The 19,707-nt window shown below is 71.5% G+C and carries 13 protein-coding genes; 3 read left to right on the forward strand and 10 right to left on the reverse strand.

What is annotated here, in order from left to right:
• Window positions 1-22: 22 nt before the first annotated feature.
• From ACTRO_RS19540 to ACTRO_RS19580, 9 genes are all read right to left on the reverse strand, one after another.
• A complete protein-coding gene (locus ACTRO_RS19540) occupies window positions 23-853 on the reverse strand; it encodes an SAM-dependent methyltransferase (protein ID WP_084316393.1) in 831 nt (276 codons plus the stop codon).
• A gap of 180 nt (window positions 854-1,033) precedes the next feature.
• A complete protein-coding gene (locus ACTRO_RS47365; protein ID WP_034265039.1) occupies window positions 1,034-1,681 on the reverse strand; it encodes a hypothetical protein in 648 nt (215 codons plus the stop codon).
• A gap of 154 nt (window positions 1,682-1,835) precedes the next feature.
• Window positions 1,836-2,537 (reverse strand): CHAP domain-containing protein, encoded by a 702-nt coding sequence (locus ACTRO_RS19550; RefSeq protein WP_034265042.1) that lies wholly within the window; start codon window positions 2,535-2,537, stop codon window positions 1,836-1,838.
• 82 nt (window positions 2,538-2,619) lie between these two features.
• Window positions 2,620-4,287, reverse strand: coding sequence for a dipeptide ABC transporter ATP-binding protein (locus tag ACTRO_RS19555; RefSeq protein ID WP_034265046.1), 1,668 nt, complete (start codon window positions 4,285-4,287; stop codon window positions 2,620-2,622).
• Window positions 4,284-5,273, reverse strand: a complete 990-nt coding sequence (locus tag ACTRO_RS19560; protein ID WP_034265050.1) for an ABC transporter permease — start codon at window positions 5,271-5,273, stop codon at window positions 4,284-4,286. The genes ACTRO_RS19555 and ACTRO_RS19560 overlap by 4 nt, the downstream gene beginning before the upstream one ends.
• Window positions 5,270-6,220: an ABC transporter permease gene (locus ACTRO_RS19565; RefSeq protein WP_084316394.1), complete on the reverse strand. Its 951-nt coding sequence runs from the start codon at window positions 6,218-6,220 to the stop codon at window positions 5,270-5,272. Before ACTRO_RS19565 ends, ACTRO_RS19560 begins: the two co-directional genes overlap by 4 nt.
• Window positions 6,221-6,250: 30 nt before the next feature.
• Window positions 6,251-7,945, reverse strand: a complete 1,695-nt coding sequence (locus tag ACTRO_RS19570) for an ABC transporter substrate-binding protein (RefSeq protein WP_051451076.1) — start codon at window positions 7,943-7,945, stop codon at window positions 6,251-6,253.
• A 405-nt stretch (window positions 7,946-8,350) separates the two neighbouring features.
• Entirely contained in the window at window positions 8,351-11,584 is a 3,234-nt protein-coding gene (locus ACTRO_RS43580; RefSeq protein WP_051451077.1) for a glycoside hydrolase family 3 C-terminal domain-containing protein, read from the reverse strand.
• 131 nt (window positions 11,585-11,715) lie between these two features.
• On the reverse strand, window positions 11,716-11,979 hold the full coding sequence (locus ACTRO_RS19580; protein WP_034265053.1) for a hypothetical protein: 264 nt from the start codon (window positions 11,977-11,979) through the stop codon (window positions 11,716-11,718).
• A gap of 91 nt (window positions 11,980-12,070) precedes the next feature.
• Here ACTRO_RS19580 and ACTRO_RS19585 point away from each other — a divergent pair, with 91 nt between their 5' ends.
• Window positions 12,071-13,492 (forward strand): acyl-CoA synthetase, encoded by a 1,422-nt coding sequence (locus ACTRO_RS19585; RefSeq protein WP_034265056.1) that lies wholly within the window; start codon window positions 12,071-12,073, stop codon window positions 13,490-13,492.
• 205 nt (window positions 13,493-13,697) lie between these two features.
• Window positions 13,698-15,296: a CocE/NonD family hydrolase gene (locus ACTRO_RS19590; RefSeq protein ID WP_034265059.1), complete on the forward strand. Its 1,599-nt coding sequence runs from the start codon at window positions 13,698-13,700 to the stop codon at window positions 15,294-15,296.
• A 7-nt stretch (window positions 15,297-15,303) separates the two neighbouring features.
• Here ACTRO_RS19590 and ACTRO_RS19595 read toward each other — a convergent pair whose 3' ends face one another.
• Complete coding sequence (locus tag ACTRO_RS19595) at window positions 15,304-16,209, reverse strand: transglutaminase-like domain-containing protein (RefSeq protein WP_034265062.1); 906 nt, start codon at window positions 16,207-16,209, stop codon at window positions 15,304-15,306.
• A gap of 224 nt (window positions 16,210-16,433) precedes the next feature.
• On the opposite strand from ACTRO_RS19595, the gene ACTRO_RS19600 reads away from it, so the two are divergent.
• Entirely contained in the window at window positions 16,434-19,706 is a 3,273-nt protein-coding gene (locus ACTRO_RS19600; protein ID WP_034265065.1) for a hypothetical protein, read from the forward strand.
• Window position 19,707 lies beyond the last annotated feature (1 nt).

The following is a 19,707-nucleotide window of genomic DNA, read 5'->3' on the forward strand; positions in this document are numbered from 1 at the left end:
ACCGTGGTCGTCCGGAAGATTCCTACGGCGCCGGTTTGCGCCCCACCGCGACGTACCCGGAGTAGCGGGCCACGTCCGCGCCGAGCGGGTCGGGCCGGTCGTCGGCCGGATCGGGGCGCCAGTGGATGATGTCCACCAGGCCCGGCTCGGCCAGTTCGTACCCGGTGAACAGCTCGGCCACCTCGGTCTTGCTGCGGAAGGTGAGCCGGTGGCTGGCGCGGGTGTAGAGCTGGGAGGCGCCGCGGGCGTTCTCCGGCTGGTAGTCGGCGGTGCCGTGGCTGACGGCGAGGTACGAGCCCTGAGCCGTGACGTCGCGGTACGCGCGGACCAGGCCGGGGGCGTCGTCCTCGGCCGAGACGAAGTGCAGCACGGCCAACATGATCACGCCGACCGGGCGGCTCAGGTCAAGGAAGTCGGGCACCACGGAGTGCTTCATCACGGTGTCCACGTCGCGCAGGTCCGCGTGCACGACGGTGGCGTTGGGCACGTCCTGGAGCAGCACGATGCTGTGCGCGATGGCGACCGGGTCCACGTCCACGTAGACGGTCCGCGCCTGCGGGTTGAGCGCGAGGGCGATGTCGTGGGTGTTGCCGCCGGTGGGTATGCCGGAGCCGAGGTCGAGGAACTGGTCCACGCCCATGCTGCTGAGGTAGCCGACGGCGCGGTGCAGGAAGGCCCGGTTGGCCCGGGCGATCTGCGGCATGTCGGGCCAGTTGCGCAGGTTCTCCTCGGCCAGGGTGCGGTCCGCGGCGAAGTTGTAGGAGCCGCCGAGGTAGAAGTCGTACATGCGGGCGGCGGAGGGCCGTTCGATGTCCACCTCGTCGGGTACCCAGGCGGGACGGTGGTTCGACACAGCGGCCTCCTGCGTTCTCACCGGCCCGTCTCGATGCGCCGGGCCCGACGGGTTGTCACTTGATGCGATCGTACCCTTCCGCACGGTCGCTCGACGAGGGGTGGGCGGACCCGCTTCAGGGCGAGCGGAGGGCGTGCGGAAGGGTACGGCTGCGGCGCGGGCCGCGCGGGTGACGGCCGATCAGGCGGCCGGCCAGCCGCCCTGCTGCGGCGGCTGCTGGTAGGGCTGCTGCGGCGGCTGCGGCTGCGCGGGCTGGCCGTACTGCGGTGCGTACTGCTGCGGCGGGTAAGGCTGCTGCGGGTATTGCTGGGGCGGGTACGGCTGCTGAGGCTGCTGATACTGCGGCTGCTGGTACTGCGGCTGGGCGGGCCGGGCCTGCGGCGGCACCGCGCCGTACGGCTGCTGCGGCGGGTAGGGCTGCTGCGCGGCGTTGAACTGGGGCGGGTACGGGGTGTTGCCCGGAGGGAAGGGACCGGCGCCGGCCACGGCCGCCGGGCCGGTCGCCGTGGCGCCGCGCCGCTGCCGGATCCGGATCTCGCTGGCCAGCCAGAACCCGCTGCCGGCGATCATCAGCGGGCCGACCACGAACATGATGACGGCTTCGCGGTGGTTGGAGGACTCCTGGTCGGACAGGCTCCGGTTGCTCGTCTCGCCGTGGTCGGTGACCTCGCAAGTGTCGCCCTGCTGCATGGTCTGGCCGCCGCAGTCGGCCGGGTTGGCCCAGGTGGCCTTGGCGATGAGGATGAGCGCGGCGCCGAAAACGATGCCCAGCACCGAGTAGATCAGGCTCTTGGTGGTGCCGGAGCGTATGGTGGATCTGCTAGCCATAACGGGTCGGTCTCCGAGCGGTCGAAAGGACAGGATGCGCAGGCCGCTCCCGACGCCCCGTCCGCGGCTCCGCCGACCCGGACTCAGCCGGGACTGGCGGGCATGGTACCGCGGGCCGGACTCGCAGTGCACTTATGTTCAATAGTCTGAGACGTCACCAGTCGAAGTCCAGGCCCTGCGCGTCGGCCGGGGTGGCGCTCAGCCCGCTCGGGCTGCTGTAGCCGCTGATGGTCATGCCGATGTTCGAAGGCGCCGAGCCGACCGGGACCTGGCCCGCGGCGATGTCCTTGACCTGCACCGTCGAGGTCTCGGAGAAGTAGGCCTCGCCGTTGCCGGAGACCCCGCCGAAGTCGCCGTTGACGGTCTCGATCGACCCGTCCGAGTTGAGCGCGGTGACGAGGCCGACGTGGTCGGCGAAGGTGCCGTGGGTCTTGCCGGATGGCACGACCACGTCGTAGACGACCGCGTCGCCCACCCGCGGGCGGTAGGACGGGTCGGTGTGCAGGGTGCCGTGGTCGACTCCGTAGTTGTAGAAGCTCACCGCGCCCGCGTCGAGGTTGCCGGTGCCGGTGATGGTGGAGCCGGAGGCGTTCTGCCAGATCCACTTGGCGAAGTCCGCACACCAGTACTCGGCCGTGCCCTGGTTCCCGGTGCAGCTCGTGCCGAACGCCGAACCGCCGAGCGAGTTGGGCGCCGGGTTGACCTGCGAGCACGTGCCGGCGCCCTTGCCCGCGTTCGCCAGCGCCAGCGCGGCGACGTCGCCGGAGTCGGTCGCCCACGCTGCCGCCGGCGTCAGCACCGCGATACCCGCGGCAAGCAGGGCGGCGGCCGGAAGAGTACAGACATGACGGTACATACCGGGGATTATCCGTCCTTTCGCCGACGGAGCGGCGCCGTGCGCGGGCGTTTCGCCGACATTCGCCGGCGTACTCACCCCGTCAGGCCGCCGCCCCGAGCGCGGGCAGCTCCGGCACCGCGGCGAGCAGGGCCCGGGTATACGGGTCCTGCGCTCGCGCGAGCTCGGCCGCGGGCAGGATCTCGACCACCCGTCCGGCCTCCATCACCGCGATCCGGTCACTCACCTGGCGCACCACGGCCAGGTCGTGCGCGATGAACACCAGGGTGAGCTCGAACTCGTCGCGCAGCTCCCGCAGCAGCCTGACCACCTGCGCCTGGGTGGTCACGTCGAGCGCGGAGACCGGCTCGTCGCACACCACCAGCCGCGGCCGCAGGATCAGGGCCCTGGCGATCGCGGCGCGCTGCCGCTGCCCGCCGGAGAGCTGGTGCGGATAACGGTGGTAGAGCCCGCGGTCGAGGCCGACCCGCTCGAGGATCTCGCCGACCGACGCGGTCAGCCGCTCGCGGTCCTTCTCCCCCTGCACCCGCAGCGGCTCCGCGATCGACTCGCCGACGCTGCGCCGGGGGTTGAGCGAGGAGGCCGGGTCCTGGAAGATCAGCTGCATCTCGCGGCGGTGCTGACGCAGGGCCCTGCCGCGCCAGGAGTCGAGCGGGCGGCCGTCGAACTCGATCGTGCCCGCGGTCGGCTGCTGCAGCCGGACGAGCGAGCGGCCGAGCGTGGTCTTGCCGCTGCCGCTCTCCCCCACGATGCCGAGCGACTCGCCCTCGCGCAGCTCCAGGTCGACGCCCGCCACCGCGCGGGTCTGCGCCGCCCCGCGCTTGGCCGGGAAGGTCACCTCCAGCCCGCGCACGCGCACCAGCGGCCGCCGGGCCGCGTCGGCCGGCTCGCGCTGCGGCAGTTCGGCGTCCAGCCGGGGGATCGCGGCGAGCAGCGCCTGCGTGTACGGGTGCTGCGGCGTGGTCAGGACCTCGCCGACCGGCCCGCGTTCGACCTGCTCGCCGGACTTGAGCACGAGCACCTCGTCCACGTTGCCGGCCACCACGGCCAGGTCGTGGCTGATCAGGATCATGCTCATGCCGGTCTCGCGGCGCAGCTCGGAGAGCAGTTCGAGGATCTGCGCCTGCACTGTGGCGTCGAGCGCGGTGGTCGGCTCGTCGGCCACCAGCACGCGCGGCTCGAGTGCGATCGCCATGGCGATCAGGGCCCGCTGCCGCATGCCGCCGGAGAACTCGTGCGGGTACGCGCGGTACTTGCCCGCCGCGTCGATGCCCACCTTCTCCAGCGCCTCGGCCGCCCGCGCCGCGGCCTGCTTGCGGCCCTCGCCGAAGTGCAGCCGGCGCACCGTCGCGATCTGCTCGCCGACCCGGCGGTACGGGTCGAGGCTGGTCAGCGGCTCCTGGAAGATCATGGCCAGTTCGCGGCCGCGGATCCGGCGCAGCGTGCGCTCGTCCGCGGAGTTCACCTCGATCTCGTCCTCGACCTCGCCCCCGGCCGAACGGGGACGCACCAGGATCCGGCCGCCGACCCGCGCCGCCGTGCCGCGGTGCAGACCGAGCAGAGCCAGCGCCGCGGCCGACTTGCCCGAGCCGGATTCGCCGACCAGACCGAGCGCCTGACCCTGGGCCAGCTCGAAGCTGAGGCCGGCCAGGGCGGTCGCCTCGGGTCGGCCGGGGCCGCCGGGGAAGGCCACCCGCAGGTCCTCGACCCGAAGCGGCGCCGTCCCGGAGGTGTGCGGGTTCTGCGTCATGCCAGCCTCACTCGGGGGTCGAGCACCGCGTAGAGCACGTCGGCGACGGCGTTCGCGGCGATGATCAGGGTCGCGGCCAGCAACGTGATCCCGGTGACCACGGGCAGGTCCACGTTGGTCGCCGAGTCCACCATGAGCTTGCCCAGGCCCGGCAGGCCGAACAGGGACTCGGTGAACACGGCGCCGGCCAGCACCCCGCCGATGTCCACGGCGGCCATGGTGGCGAGCGTGGGCAGCGCGCCGCGCACCGCGTGCCGTAGCACCACCCGGCGCTCGCTGTAGCCGTACGCGCGCAGGGTCCTGATATGGTCCTGGCCGAGCGACTCGAGCACCCCGGCCCGGGTCAGCCGGAGGTAGCCGCCGGCCGTGACCAGCGCGATGGCGAGCCAGGGCAGCAGCAGGTTCTGGAACCACTGCCCCGGGTTCTGGGTGAGCGGCACGTACGTCGGGAACGGCAGCACCTGGAACCAGACGCAGAACACGAGCAGCAGCAGCAGGGCCAGCACGAACAGCGGCGTGGCGCTGAAGGTCATCGCCACGGTCGTGGTCACCCGGTCGCGCAGGCCGTTCGGGCGCAGCGCCGCGAACAGGCCGAAGCCGATGCCGACAGCGAGCCAGATCACCGAGGCGCCGACGGCCAGCGAGAGGTCCACCGGCAGGCGGTCCAGCAGCATCTGGGTGACCGGCTCGTTGCTCTGGAACGAGAAGCCGAGACAGGGCGCGGAGCACCAGGTGGTGCCCACCCCGTTGTCGTAGCGGTGCCCGACGAACAGGGAGCTGATGAAGGTCCAGAACTGCGCGACGATCGAGCGGTCCAGCCCCATCGAGTGGCGCACCTGGGCGAGTTCGCCCGCGTCGCAGCGCTTGCCGCAGGCGAGCACGGCCGGGTCGCCCGGCATCAGGTAGAAGAGCCCGTAGACGAGGGCGGAGAGCACGAGCAGCACCGCGAGCGCCGAGAGCAGGCGGCGGAACAGGAAGACGATCACCGCGTCTCGCTCCTCGGGTCGGCCGCCCTGCGTACCGCTTCACCCAGACCGGTGAAGATCAGCACGCACAGCAGCAGGGTCACGGCCGGCACAAGCACGTAGGTCGGGTCGGCCTGGAACCAGTCGGCGGCGCTCGAGAGCATCTGCCCCCAGCTCGGTGTGGGCGGCTGCACGCCCAGGCCGAGGAAGGAGAGGCCCGCCTCGGCCACCATGTTCCCCGGCAGCGCCAGCGCCGTGTAGGTGGCCACCGGCGCGGCCAGGCCGGGCAGGATCTCGCGCAGGGCGATCCGCCAGGTGCTCGCGCCGTAGAGCCGGGCGGCCGAGACGAAGTCGCGCTCGCGCAGCACCAGCGTCTCGGCACGCACGATCCGGGCGGTGGCCGCCCAGCCGAGGCCGGCCAGGATCAGGCACAGCAGCAGCGGCCGCGAGAAGGTCTGCGGCACCACCGCCAGCAGGGCGATCGCGAAGAAGAGGTAGGGCAGGGCCAGGGCCAGGTCGGTGAACCGGCTCAGCACCCCGTCGATCCACCGGTTGCCCAGTCCCGCGGCCAGCCCGATGAGCAGGCCCAGCAGCAGCTGTCCGAGCGTGGCCCCGGCCGCCACCATGAGCGAGATCCGGGCGCCGTAGAGCAGCCGGGCGAACACGTCGCGCCCGGTGGCCGGCTCCACCCCGAGCCAGTGCGAGGAGCTGATCCCGCCGAAGGAGCCGAGCGGGCTGCCGCCGGCGGCCGAGTTCAGCAGGGTGTCGTGGTAGGTGTTCGGATCCTGACCTTCGAGCCCGGAGAGCACCGGGGCCAGGATCGCGGCCAGGACGAGCAGGAGGACGAGCACGAGCGCGGTCTTGCCGCCCGGCCTGGCCCACAGGCGGGCCAGGAGCACGGGCGGCTTGACCGTCTCGTCCGCCGACGGAGCCGGGGCGTCCGTCGGCGCGGCGATCAGGCTGGACATTCGCGTTCTACTTCTCTGCCGCTGCGGCGGCTACTTGACCGAGACCGAGGAGATGTCGTACCAGCCGCGCCACTGGTCCACGTACGTGTTCTTCACCGCGGTGCCGTGCAGCACGACGTCGTTCGCGGTGTAGAGCGGCACGGTCAGCGCGAGCTTGCCGATCTGGGCGTCGAGGTCGCCCCAGGCCTGCTGCGCCTTGGTGTAGTCGGTGATCTGGTTGATCTGGTCGATCTGCGCCTCGACCGCCTTGTCGTCGTACTGGGCGAGGTTGAAGTTGCCGCCGCCCTGCACGATGTCCCGGCCGTCGAAGATCGGGGTGAGGAACGGCGCGCCGCTCGGCCAGTCCGCGCCCCAGCTGAACAGGCTCAGCGCCGGCTCGGTGGTCGTGTTGGTCACGACGCTCTGGTAGTTCGAGTCGTCGATCGGGTCCAGCTTCAGGGTGATCCCGGCCTTGGCGTACGCCTGCTGCAGCGCGGCCGCGTCCTGCGGGTCGTTGTTGTCGTACGCCAGCTGGACGGTCAGCCCGTTCGGGTAGCCGGCCTGGGCCAGCAGCTGCTTGGCCTTGGCCGGGTCGCCGGTGGCACCGGCCGGGAAGTAGTCGTACGGGTGGTACGCGGCGCCGATGCTCGGCGGGGTGAACGTGGTCAGCGCGGTGGCCAGCTGGCTGCCGCCCTGGGCGTTGACCAGCGCGGTGCGGTCCACGGCGTAGGAGAAGGCCTCGCGCACCGACTGGTTGTCGAACGGCGCCTTCTTGGTGTTGAACGCGAGGTAGGTCGTGTCCGGGAAGTTGCCGCTGGTCAGCCGGGACTTGAGGGCCGGCTGCGCGGAGGACCTGGCCAGGGTGGCGGCGTCCACGTCGGTGTCGGTGGTGATCGCGTCGGCGTCCTGGCCGACCGAGGCGGCGAGCCGCTGGTCGATCACCGTGGACGAGAGCCCGAGGCTGATGTCGATGGTGTCGGGGCAGGCCAGCCGCTGGGTGTCGGTGGTCTTGCTCCAGTAGGTGTTGCGGGTCAGGACCAGGTTCTTGCCCTTGTTGAAGGTCTTGATGGTGTACGGGCCGGAGGAGACCGGGGCGGCGTTGTAGTTCTTGCCGGTGTCCGAGGCCTTGGGCACCGGGGCGAACTGGGTCTCCGCGGCCAGGTACGGGAAGTCGCCCTCGGACTTGCGCAGGTGGAAGACGATGGTGTTCGTGTCCGGGGTGGCGATCGAGGCCAGGTCCGGGTTCGAGCCGTACGGGCCCTGGTAGGCCGAGCCGCCGATCAGCCAGTCGCGCAGGTAGGGCGGGCTGCCGGCGAGCTGCGAGGAGAAGGAGCGCTCGATGCCGTACTTGATGTCGGCCGTGGTGATCGGCTGCCCGTTCGCGTACTTCAGCCCGGATTTCAGGTGGTAGGTCCAGACGGTCGCGTTGTCGCTGGACTCGCCGGTGTCGGTGGCGAGGTCCGGCACCACGGTCCGGCCGTTGTCGCCGGCCACCGAGTCGCGGGTGGTCAGGGTGCGGAAGAGCAGGCGCGGGATGGCGCCGCCGCCGGAGGTGTAGAGCTCGGCCGGGTCCAGGCCGGTGTCCTCGGTGGCCTGGTCGAGCACCTGGAGGGTGCCGCCGGCGCAGGTGGCCGCGTCGAAAGCGGCGGCGGAGGCGGTGGAGCTCGAACTGCCGCAGGCGGCGGCGAGCGAACCGATCAACGCGGCGATTCCGGTGAAAGCGGCGAGCCGTATTCGTCGGGACACGAGGAATCCTTCTCTTTGCGAAAGGCGAAGTGATTCCGGGCAGGGCGAAGCCGAGCCCGGTGGTGATAAGCACGGTGGAGACGCGCGAACGAACGCGCGGAAAGCCGGTGAAAACGCCGCGGAAGACCACGAGAGCGGGTCTGCGGCGACTCGACGCCGGGGGCGGGACGGCCGGAAAGCCGTCCCGTCTGCGGCGGAGCTAGCGGGACATCAACACAGGATGTCGGCGACGCTGTGCGCGCTCATACCGATCAGAACGACCTCATGGGTCGTCGGTCGGGGCGCGCTCAGGTTCATGGTGGTGATTCTAAGAGCGGGCTGAGTACAGGGTCAAACCCCGCCCCCGCTCACTACATCACGGTTTCATCACTCCTTTCTCGAATTCGTTCACCGAGGCGTCGCGGATTACGGCAGGGCCCATTGCTGGTTGCTCGCGCCGCTGCAGGACCAGATCTCCAGTTGCGTGCCGGAGCCGCCGGATCCGGTGTCATCCAGGCACTTGCCCGACTGTGGGTTGACGAGTTCGCCGCTCGACAGCGGCTGCCAGTTCTGCGCGGCGGTGCCGTTGCAGGTGTAGAGATCGACCAGCGTGCCGTTGGCAGTGCCGGCGGCGACGACGTCGAGGCACTTCCCGAGCGCCTTGAGCGTGCCGTTCGGCTCAGCCGTCCAGCTCTGCGCGGTCGTGCCGTTGCAGGTGTAGACCTGGACCGGCGTGCCGTCCGCGCTGTTGTCGCTGCGCACATCGACGCAGAGCCCTGCGTAGCCGGTCACGGTGCCGGCCACCGCGGCCGGCGAGACCCACGACTGGTTGGAGGTGGCGCCGCAGGTCCAGATCTGTACCTGGGTGCCGGAGGCGCCGTAGCCGGTGTCGTCGAGGCACTTGCCGGACTGCGGGTTGAGCAGTTCGCCGTTGGACTGCGGTGTCCACACCTGGGCACCGGTGCCGTTGCACGTGTAGAGGTCGACCAGCGTGCCGTTGGCCGTACCGCCGCCGACGACGTCCAGGCATTTGCCGAGCGCCTGCACGGTGCCGTTGGCCTCCTCGGTCCATTGCTGGCCGTTGGTTCCGTTGCAGGTGTAGACCTCGACCTTGGTCGCGTCGGCGTTGCTGTCCGCGGCGATGTCGAGGCAGAGCCCTGTGTATCCGACCAGCGGTGTGGCAGCGATACCTCCGGTGGAGGCGACCACGGTCCAGGTGAACGTGGTGGAGGCCTGAGCGCCGTTACCGTCCTTGGCGGTGACGGTCACGGTGCTGGTGCCGGCGGTCGTCGGCGTGCCGGTGATGAGCCCGCTCGACGAGATCGACAGGCCGGAGGGCAGACCCGAAGCCGTGTACGTCGCGGTCTGCCCGGAGGTCGAGTCGCTCGCGGCGAGTTGCACGGACACGGCCGTGCCCGCCGAACCCTCCTGCGGGCCGGGGTTCGTCAGCGTGACCGGCTGCCCGAGCTGGGTCGAGGTCACCGAGAGCGTGCCGCTGAGCGGAAGCGAGCCGGTGGCGTCCGCGTCGCCGACGGAGATGCCGTAGCTGCCGGTGCTGGTCGCCCACGCGTTCGAGGACGTGTTCCAGTACTGCAGGTTCTGCTGCGCGAGCTGGAAGGTGACGGTCTGGCTGGCGCCGGCCGCGAGGTTGACGCGGGCGAAGCCCTCGAGCTGCCGTGGTGGCTGGCCGGAGGCGGACGGATCGGTGACATACAGCTGCGCCACGTCAGCGCCCGCGCGTGAGCCGGTGTTGGTGACGGTGGCAGTCACCGTGGCGGTGCCGCCCGCGGTGAGCGTGCCGACGTGCAGGTTGCTGTAGGAGAAGGTGGTGTAGGAAAGGCCGTAGCCGAAGGGGAAGAGCGGCGTCAGACCCTTGGCGTCGTACCAGCGGTAGCCGACGTCCACGCCCTCGGAGTACTGGACGGTGCCGCCGCTGCCCGGCCACTCGGCCGTCGTGGAGGCCGGGACCTGGGAGAGCGAGGTCGGGAAGGTCACGGTCAGGTGGCCGGACGGGTTGTAGGAGCCGAACAGCACGTTGGCGATGGCCGTGCCGTCCTCCTGGCCCGGGTACCAGGCCTCGAGCACTCCCTTGACCGAGGAGAGCCACGGCATGGTGACCGCGGATCCGGTGTTGAGCACCACGACCGTGTTCGGGTTCGCCGCGGCGACAGCCGAGATCAGCGAGTTCTGGGCACTGGACAGGTCGATGCTGCTGAGGTCCGAGCCTTCCGACTCGAAGTCGCTGGCGAAGACCACCGCGACCTTCGCCGCGGCGGCTGCGGCCGCGGCCGAGGAGTTCGAGGTGCCGGCGTCGTAGGTGACCGTGGTCCCGCTCGGCGCGGCGGCGGTGATCCCCTGCAGCGGGGTGACCGTGCCGCTCGAATTCACCCCCGCGCTGCCGCCGCCGTCGCTCTGCGGGCTGGTGGACGCGTCGGCGCCGATGACCGCGATCGAGTTGTCGGCGGAACCGAGCGGGAGCACGCTGCCCGAGTCCTTGAGCAGGACGGTGCCCTCTTCGGCCAGCGACGTCGCAGCCGTCTGATCCGCGGTGTCCGTCGCAGCCTGCGCCGGGGAGCCCGAGGTCGGCTTATCGAAGAGCCCGTACGCGAACATCTGAGTGAGGGTCTGCGAGACCAGCGCGTTCAACGTGGCCTGGCTCACCGAGCCGGAGTTGACCGCGGACGTCAGGGCACTGCCGTAGTAGCCGTCGGAGCCCGGCATGTCCATGTTCAGGCCCGCGTTGGCCGACGCGGCGGTGGCGTGTGTGCCGCCCCAGTCCGAGGTGACGAACCCGGTGAAGCCGAACTGCTGGCGCAGCACGGTCGTCAGGAGATACGGGTTCTGACACGCGGCGGTGCCGTTGATGTAGCTGTAGGAGCACATCACCGAGGACGCGTCGCCCTGCTGCACCGCCGCCTGGAACGCGGGCAGGTAGATCTCCTGCTCGGCCTGGGTGCTCACGACCGCGTTGTCGCTCGAGGTGTTGCGGTTGGTCTCCTGGTTGTACACGGCGAAGTGCTTGACCTGCGCCATGACCCCGGTGGACTGCACGCCGCGGATGTCGGCCGAGCCGAGTTGCCCGTTGAGGTAGGGATCCTCGCCCACTGATTCGAAGGCACGGCCCCAGCGCGGGTCGCGCACGATGTTGATGGTGGGCCCGAGGTCGACGGTGGTGCCCTTGGCCGCCTGCTCGGCGCCGATCACCTGGCCGTACTGCTGCTCGGCCGAGGTGTCCCAGGTCGCGGCGACCGAGACCGGCGCCAGCAGCTGGGTGACGTTGGACAGGCCGTCGCCGACGCCGGCCGGGCCGTCCTCCAGGTTCATCGCCGGGATGCACAGCGAGCCGATGGCCGGGATGAACCCGACGTAGCTCGACCCGCCCGATCCGGTGGCCAGCGCCACTTTCTGCGCGAGCGTCAGGTGCGACATCAGGGAGCTGACCCGCTGGGAGACGGGCGCCGAGGAGCCGACCCAGGGGCAGGAAGTGGACGAGGCCTCGGCGGTGCCGGTACCGCCGAACGCGGCGACCACGCCGGCCGAGAGGGTGACCAGGGCGACGCCGAGCGCCCGCCCGCGCAGGCGCGAGCGGGTGGTGGTGCGGGTGGTGGTGCGGTGACTCCGGGTCTTGCGGTGGGTGGGGGTGTTGCCAGGGTCGGGCACGATGCCTCCATGCCGTGGCATGCCGGCAGTCCGGCACGCCACGTTGTCCGCGCGAACAAACCGTCATGCGGATGAAAGCGCGCCCCCACGCCGCCGTCAATTGGTCCAGGCCAATCGACGGACCGAGTGGATCAGCCGGCGGGCCGCGGCGCCCATCGCCGCCACGCGGCGAAGAAGCACAGGACGCAGAGCAGCGCGATGGCGGCCGTGGCCCGGTGTCCCGCGCTCCGGCCGACGAACTGGTCGATCCACCACCGGGCCAGCGGCGTCAGGATCATGGCCGAGACCACGTAGTCGGCCGTACGACGGCGCCGCGACCAGGACCGCCAGCGCTCGCTGACGAGCGCGAGCACCGCGAACACCGAGATTCCGGCCAGTGCGATGATGCTGATCATCAATCCCCCTTGACTTCCATGCCTTACTTTAGCGCTGCGCCGCGCGTCCTGCTACGCGTCGTGGGGGGGGTCCGCGAGTACGGTAGGGCTCATGGACCTGCTTTCCTCCCTGCGCGCCGACGCGACCGACCGGCCTGAATCCGTGCACGTCGCGGGCGAGGGGCTCAGCCGGGGCGATTTGCTCGCGGCGGCGGGGGCGGTGGCGCGGCGGATCGCCGGGGCTCCTGCGGTCGCCGTCCGGGCCACGCCGTCGCTCACGACCGTGGTCGGGGTGCTCGGCGGACTGCTCGCGAGTGTGCCGGTGGTGCCGATCGCCCCGGACAGCGGCGCGGGCGAACTCGGGCACGTGCTGCGCGACAGCGGCGCGGCGGTGTTGCTCGCCGGAGCGGACGAGGCCGGGTCGCTCGGCTCGCCGTGGAAGGAATGCGGTGTGCCGCTGGTGCCGGTCTCCACGGCGGAACGCGGCGACATGCCGTCCGGGCCGGTCCCCTCGGAGCAGGCCACGGCCCTGATTCTCTACACCTCGGGCACCACTGGTGTGCCCAAGGGCGTGCCGGTCACCGGCCAGGCGATCGCCGCGGATCTCGACGCCCTCGCCGAGGCCTGGGCGTGGACCGAGGAGGACACGCTCGTCCATGGGCTGCCGCTGTTCCACGTGCACGGGCTGGTGCTCGGCGTGTTGGGCGCGCTGCGCACGGGATCGCGGCTGATGCACACCGGCCGGCCCGCGCCCGAGGCGTACGCGAAGGCGGGCGGGTCGCTCTACTTCGGCGTGCCGACGGTCTGGTCCCGGGTGTGCGCGGAGGCGTCGGCGGCCGCCGCGCTCAGCGGGGCGCGGCTGCTGGTCTCCGGCTCGGCCGCGCTGCCGGCGCCGGTCTTCGCGCGGATGCACGAGCTGACCGGGCACAAGCCGGCCGAGCGCTATGGCATGACGGAGACGCTGATCACCGTCGCGGCCCGCGCGGACGACGAGGACCGCCGACCGGGCGCGGTCGGGCGGCCGCTGGCGGGAATCGAGACCAGGCTGGTGGACGACGCGGGCGAGCCGGTGGCGTGGGACGGCGCCACCGTCGGCAGCCTGCAGGTGCGCGGCGCCACCGTGTTCGACGGCTACCTGCGCCGCCCGGACGCGACCGCGGAGTCGTTCACCGCGGACGGCTGGTTCCGCACCGGCGACATGGCGGTGCTCGAGCCGGACGGCACGCACCGCATCGTCGGGCGGGCCTCGACCGACCTGATCAAATCAGGGGGCTACCGGATCGGCGCGGGCGAGATCGAGAACGCGCTGCTCGGCCATCCGGGCGTGCGCGAGGCCGCTGTGGTGGGCGTGCCGGACGAGGATCTCGGGCAGCGCATCGTGGCCTACGTGGTGGCCGAGGGCGTCGCAGAGCCCGAACTCATCGACCTCGTCGCGCGCGAACTGTCGGCGCACAAGCGTCCGCGCGCTGTGGTGTTCCTGGACGCGCTGCCCCGCAACGCGATGGGGAAGGTGCGCAAGGACCAACTGGGCTGAGTACCCGGGCGCGAGGGCTGGGTAAGGGCGTCGCGCGGTCGGCATTTGTTGCCCCGTCTGACGAAACGCCGCGGGCCGCGGGCCCGGACGAGGGTGCTTTGCGCAAGCTTGGCCAAGGGGCACAGGACAGTGCCTTGACGTGGCAGGCCCGGCGGCAGGAGATTCAGGGCACCCACCTTACCCGCGAGTAACCTGGAGGTCGCCGATGCCCGTCCATGGTCGCACGCGCCGTCGCAGAAGCCCGAGTCTGCTGGGCGCCGCCGCGCTCGTCCTGCCCGCCCTGCTCACCGCCGCGCCGCCGGCCTCGGCCGCGAGCGCCGCGGTGAGCACCACCGCGCTGACCCTCACCATGCCCGACGGCACCGGACTGACCGCCGAGCTGACCCGGCCGAGCGGCTCCGGGCCGCATCCGGCGATCGTGTTCATCGACAGCTGGGCCACCCCCGACTTCGAGTACCTGCTCCAGGCGCAGCAGTTCGCCGCCGACGGCTACATCGTGCTCGAATACGACCCGCGCGGCTTCTACTCCTCCGGCGGGAGCATCGACGTGGCCGGGCCGCAGGACGTCGCCGACGTCTCCAGCGTGATCAGCTGGCTGCTGGCGAACACCTCGGCGAACCCGGCCGAGATCGGCGTGGGCGGGGTCTCCTACGGCGCCGGGCTCTCCCTGCTCGCGGCCGGGCACGACCCGCGGATCAAGGCCGTGGCGGCCATGAGCGCCTGGACGGACCTGGACTATTCGCTCTACCCGAACAGCACGCGGCACCAGGAGTCCACCGACCTGCTCGCGGCCGCGGCCGAGCTGACCGGGACGCTGAGCCCCGACTTCCAGAACATCCTGGACGACTTCTACGGCGACACCGACATCTCCGACGTGCTCAGCTGGGGCGCGGTCCGCTCGCCGCAGACGTACGTGGACTCGATCAACGCCAACGGCGCGGCCGTGTTCATCTCCAACGGCCTGCAGGACAGCATCTTCGCGCCCAACCAGCTCCTGCCGTTCTACAACGACCTGAGCACGCCGAAGTACCTGATGCTCCAGCCCGGCGACCACGCCACCTCGGAGGCCTCGGGTCTGCTGGGGCTGGACAACACGGTCTGGGACCACGCGCACGCCTGGTTCGACCACTACCTCACCGGCGCGGCGAACGGGATCGACACGCAGGCCCCGGTCCAGGTCGAGCCGATCGGCGGCTCCTCGTATCAGGGGTATGCGAGCCCTGCGGCGATGACCGCCTCGTCCACGACCTACCAGCTCGGTGCGAAGAACTGGCTCGGCACCGGCAGTCTGAGCACCGGCGCGGCCGGCAGCTTCACCACCAAGACGAATGCGGGCACGGCGTCCTGCGCGGCCGGCGGCACGCTGGAGGTCAGCGGCATCCTGACCCAGTTCTTCGACGCGCCGCCCTCGTGCTGGCTGCCCGCGATCAACCGCTCGGACGACGCGGTATGGCAGTCCTCTGCGTTGTCCGCGACCGACCACGTGCGCGGGACCGCGAGCCTGAACCTGACGGTGACCCCGAGCGCTTCGTCCGGCACGCTCTACGCCTACCTGTACGACGTCGATCTGCTCGACGACGGGACGCTGATCTCGTACCTGCCCTACAGCTACAGCGGCGCCACGCCCGGCAAGCCGCTGCAGATCAGTGCCCAGTTCCTCACCACGTCGTACGACATCCCGGCCGGCGACAGCGTCGCGCTGGTACTTGGCACCAAGGACCCGCTCTTCCTCGACGCCGACCAGTCCGGCAGCACCGTGGCCTTCGGCGGGCCGTCCAGCCTGACCCTGCCGCTCGGCCGCTGAGACCGGCTCAGCGACGCAACGTCACCTCGCTCGGCGCTTTGAACTGGGCGAGCGAGGTGACGGTGGCGGGGGTGCGCAGCCCGGCGTTCTCGGCGAACAGCTTGCGCGCCGCGTCGAAGGACACCTCGTCGTCGGCGACGGTCGCGGCGAGATCGTAGAGGTCGTAGATCTCGTCCGTCATCTCGTCGAAGGGCCCGGCGCCGAGGCCCCAGATGTCCCACAGCAGCGTCTCGACCTTGTTGAGGTCGGACAGGTCCAGCCTTATGTTCCCGCTCACGAACCACTCCCCCACCATCGGCGGCTCGGTCATCCCCAGGCCGAACTCCTTCGGGTCGGCCTGGCCGGATCGGATGAGCTGCCAAGCCTTCCCCGCGACGAGGAAGCGGTCGCGCGGCACGTCCATCGGGTCGAAGGGCATCGAGTAGCCCTCAACGATCTGGGCGTCGGCCAGCAGCCAGCCGCGCTCGGCGTCCCAGTACTCGGTCACGACGTGGTCGCTGTGGAAGCCGTCGTCTCCGAAGTAGTCGGCGAAGCCGGAGCGGATGCGGGCCGGGATGCCGGCGTGGCGCAGCAGCGAGCAGTGCAGCAGCGCGAAGTCGCGGCAGATCCCGACGAAGCGGTCCTCGAAGGCGCGCGCTTCGGTGAGCGCGGCGCCGTTCCGCTCGGCCACCAGGCGCAGGATCTCGTCCACATAGCGGGATTCCGCGTCCTCGCGCAGCCGGTCCGGCAGGAGTTCGACGCCGAAGTGCCCGCCCTCGAGCCGGTGTACGAACAGCCCGCGGACGATGCGGGCGAGCGCGGCCGGATCGGCGGGCAGGTCGTGGTAGAGCGGTGCGAAGGCCCCGGGGTCGCTGAAAAGGCTCTGGGTGGCGTAGAACCGCGCGGCCTCGGAATCCAGTGCGGCGACAGGCATGAGAGTCCCCTAGTCGATCAGTTGTTCGAATATTCTGCCGACCTCGGCCATGCTGCCATATTCCTCCGCCGAAAATCGAGGGCGACGCGCCGCCGCCGGCCCGATCCGTTGATCGCGGCGGGCGCTTGGACCTTGTCCTAAAAGACAAGGCTCTGCGATAATGACTTTGTGAAAGCGCTTACTCGCATACGCCCCGGCCTTCCGGCGCACTCGGCCCGGGCCCGGTGACCGCCGCCATCCGGGCCCTGCGCAGCCGGTTCGGCGCCCTCGCGGTGACCGCGCTCGCGGTCGCGGTGGCCTCCGGATTCGCCGCGTTGGCGACCGACGCGTGGACGGTCGCGCTGCCGCGCGGGATCGCCGCGGACATCGCGAACTCGCCGGAGAACGGGGTCGTGGTCAACGGTTCGGCCGACTCGATGTCGGCGCTCAGCCGGCAGGCCGGCGAGGTGCGCACGGTGGTGGCGCGGTCCGGACCGGCCGGGACGTTCGGGATAGACCAGATCATCGAGTCGGCCACCTTCGACCTGAGCCAGGTCCCGCCGGCGAAGCAGAACACGGTCGCGCCGCCGCAGACCTACGCCGTCTCGCTCCCGGCCGTCGCCGGATCCACCGCGCTGGTCCAGGGAAGCTGGCCGTCCGACCCCGCGGGCGGCACCGACCCGGTGATCCCGGTCGCGCTGCCGGTGCCCGCTCTGCGCATGGCGCATCTGAGCGTCGGGCAGACCTTCACGTTGTGGAACAGCTCCACCAACGCGCCGGAGCGCTTCCACGTCACCGGCAGCTTCCGCTATCTCGACCCGTCCACCGCGGGCGGCCCGTGGAACACGATCGGCAGCAGCGGCATCGAATATGACGGGCCGTTCACCCTGATCGGCCCGATGGTGGCCACCGTCGGCGCGTTCACCGGCGGCACCCTGCCGATCGTGTCGGGCGTCTGGGTCATCCGGCCGGCCCTCGGCCCCGGTCTCGACGTGGCGACCGTGCGCAAGTCCCTCGACGCGATGCTCGATACGACGAAGGCTTCTTATATCGTCTCGCTGAGCTCGGTCTGGGGCTTCTCCGTACAGACCCACCTGCCGGCGCTGCTGGCCCAGCTGCCGTCCCGGATCACCGCCGGGCGGGCCGAGTTGCTGGCCGAGACCCTGCTGCTGGCCACGCTCGCGGCCATCGCCATCGCGGTCTCCTGCGGAAACCTGGTCGGACGCGGCGAGGCGCAGTCCGCGCTGCTGCGCTCCCGCGGATCTCCGCGCCGCGTGCTGGTGTCCGGATACGTCGCCGACAGCCTGATCCTGCTGGCCTCCTCGGCGATCGGCGCGGGTATCGAAGACCTCTACAGCGGCAGCCGCTGGGGATTGACCTCGGGCCCGGCTCCGGCCGAGGCCTGGATCGCCGCCATCGCCGTGGGCGTCGCCGGCGCGCTGGCCGTGCTCGCCCGCGCCGCCGTCCCCCCGCGCGCCGCCGACATCGCCGCCGCGACCGGCCGGCAGCTCGGCGCTCCGGCGCTCGTGCGGGCCGGCCTGGACGGCGCGCTGGTGGTCCTGGCCGCGCTCACGCTCTGGCAGGCGGAGCACGCCGGGCTGACCGCGGGGACCACCTCGGGCGGAAGCGGCGCCGTGCTCGCGGTCACCCTCGCGCCCGCGGTGGTCACGCTCGCCGGCGCGGCCGTCTGCGGCCGACTGGTCACCGCCACCGCCAAACTGAGCGAGCGGATGGCCGAACGCGTGGCCAGCCTTCCGGTGCGGCTCGCCGCCTGGGAGCTCGCCCGCACACCGCTGCGCTACCTGGTGCCCGCGCTGCTGTGCGTGGCGTCCGTGGCCGGCTGCGCGTACGCGGCCGGCCAGGACGCCAGCCAGATCCGCTCGGCACACGACCAGGCCGCGTTCTCGGTCGGCGCGGATGCCTCGCTCACGCTGGTGAACCCGGTGGACGTCGGCCAGGTCGGCACCGTCACCCGGCAGCCCGGCGTCCTCGGCGCCACACCGGAGATCTTCGAAGGCACCGGAAGCAGCGATCTGATGGCCGTCGACAGCCACACCGCGGCGCAGACCGTCGCTCTGCGCGCCGACCTCGCCGACGGCCACCCGGCCGAGGACTGGTCCGCGATCACCCCGGCCGCCGATCCCGGCATTCCGGTGCCGGGCAAGCCCGACGCGCTCGGCCTGACCATCACCCTGACCGCGCCCGGTCTCGGCTCGACCTCGCCCATCCTCGACATCGAAGACGCCGTGGGCCTGACCTACCAACTCCCCCTCGGCACGCTGCCCGCCGACGGCCGCGTCCACACCCTGTTGACGGCAACCGGCGCGCTCGGCGACGGCGGCGCGGCCTATCCGCTCCGGATCACGGGCCTCAGCCTGGGTTACACGCTGCCGCCGGTCGGCTCCATCACGGCCACGGTCGACGTCGCGGCGCTGCTGGCGCGAGCCGTCGGCAGCGGGACGACCGCGGCGTTCCCCGGCGCCCAGCAGCTCGCCATGAAGTCCTGGACGCGTACGGTGAGCTCGACGCTCGAGCCGTACATGGGCAGGCTCGACTGCCCGGTCCCGGCCGGCTCGACGATCATCGACACGGACGACGCCCGGACCGACGGGGTGGGGCCGTCTCTGCCGGACGGAGCGGCCGGCGTGAACGGCTCCGGCGCACGGGTCTCGTTCTCCACCGGCGAAGGGCTCGACATGTCGGTGTTCTGTGAATCCTCGCCGGTGGTCGGCACCCTGACGCTGGGCACCGGCGGAGCCGGCCCGCTCCCGGTCCTGGCCACCGCGTCGTACCTGCACGACAATTCCCTGAAGCCGGGATCCGTGGTGAGCGCGAACGTCGCCGGAGTACCGCTCAAGCTGGTCATCAAGGCCTCGGTCACCTCCTTCCCCGGGCTGCCCCTCGACTCGCAGGACGCGCTGGTCGTCGACCTCGGCGCGTTGGGCGCCGCCCTCACCGCCCAGGGCGGCCGACTTCCGGCGGCCTACGTATGGCTGATGCACACGGCCGGCCAGAACGCCCCGGCGAGCCTGCCGGCCGGCGCGTCGGTGCGCACGGCGAAACAAGTCGCCGCGGGCCTGCTCGCGGATCCGTTGGCCCGCGTACCACAGCGGGTGATCACCCTCGGCGCGCCCGTCCTGGTCGGACTCGCCCTGCTCGGCCTGCTCGTCTCGCTGCTCGCCGCGGCGCGAGGCGCCGCCGCCAGAGACGTCGTGCTGGCAGCTCTCGGCACCACCCGTCCGCAGCGCGCCGTGCTCGCCTGCGTCCTGTACACGGCCGTGGTGACGCCCGCGGTGGTGCTCGGCGGCCTGCTCGGCTTCGCCTTATGCAGACTCCTGATACCAGGGTTCGTACTGGCGCCGGACGGTACGGCGCCCACCCCGTCCCCGCTGGTGCTGCTGGCCGAGCCGTGGACCGTGCTCGCGGGCGTGCTCATCCTGATCGCGGCGGTGGCCGCGGCTCTGATCGCCTCGCTCCGGCGGGGCGACCCGCTCGCGCTGGCCCGGAACGGAGGCTGAC

It is taken from the genome of Actinospica robiniae DSM 44927 (assembly GCF_000504285.1).
Lineage (GTDB): Bacteria > Actinomycetota > Actinomycetes > Streptomycetales > Catenulisporaceae > Actinospica > Actinospica robiniae.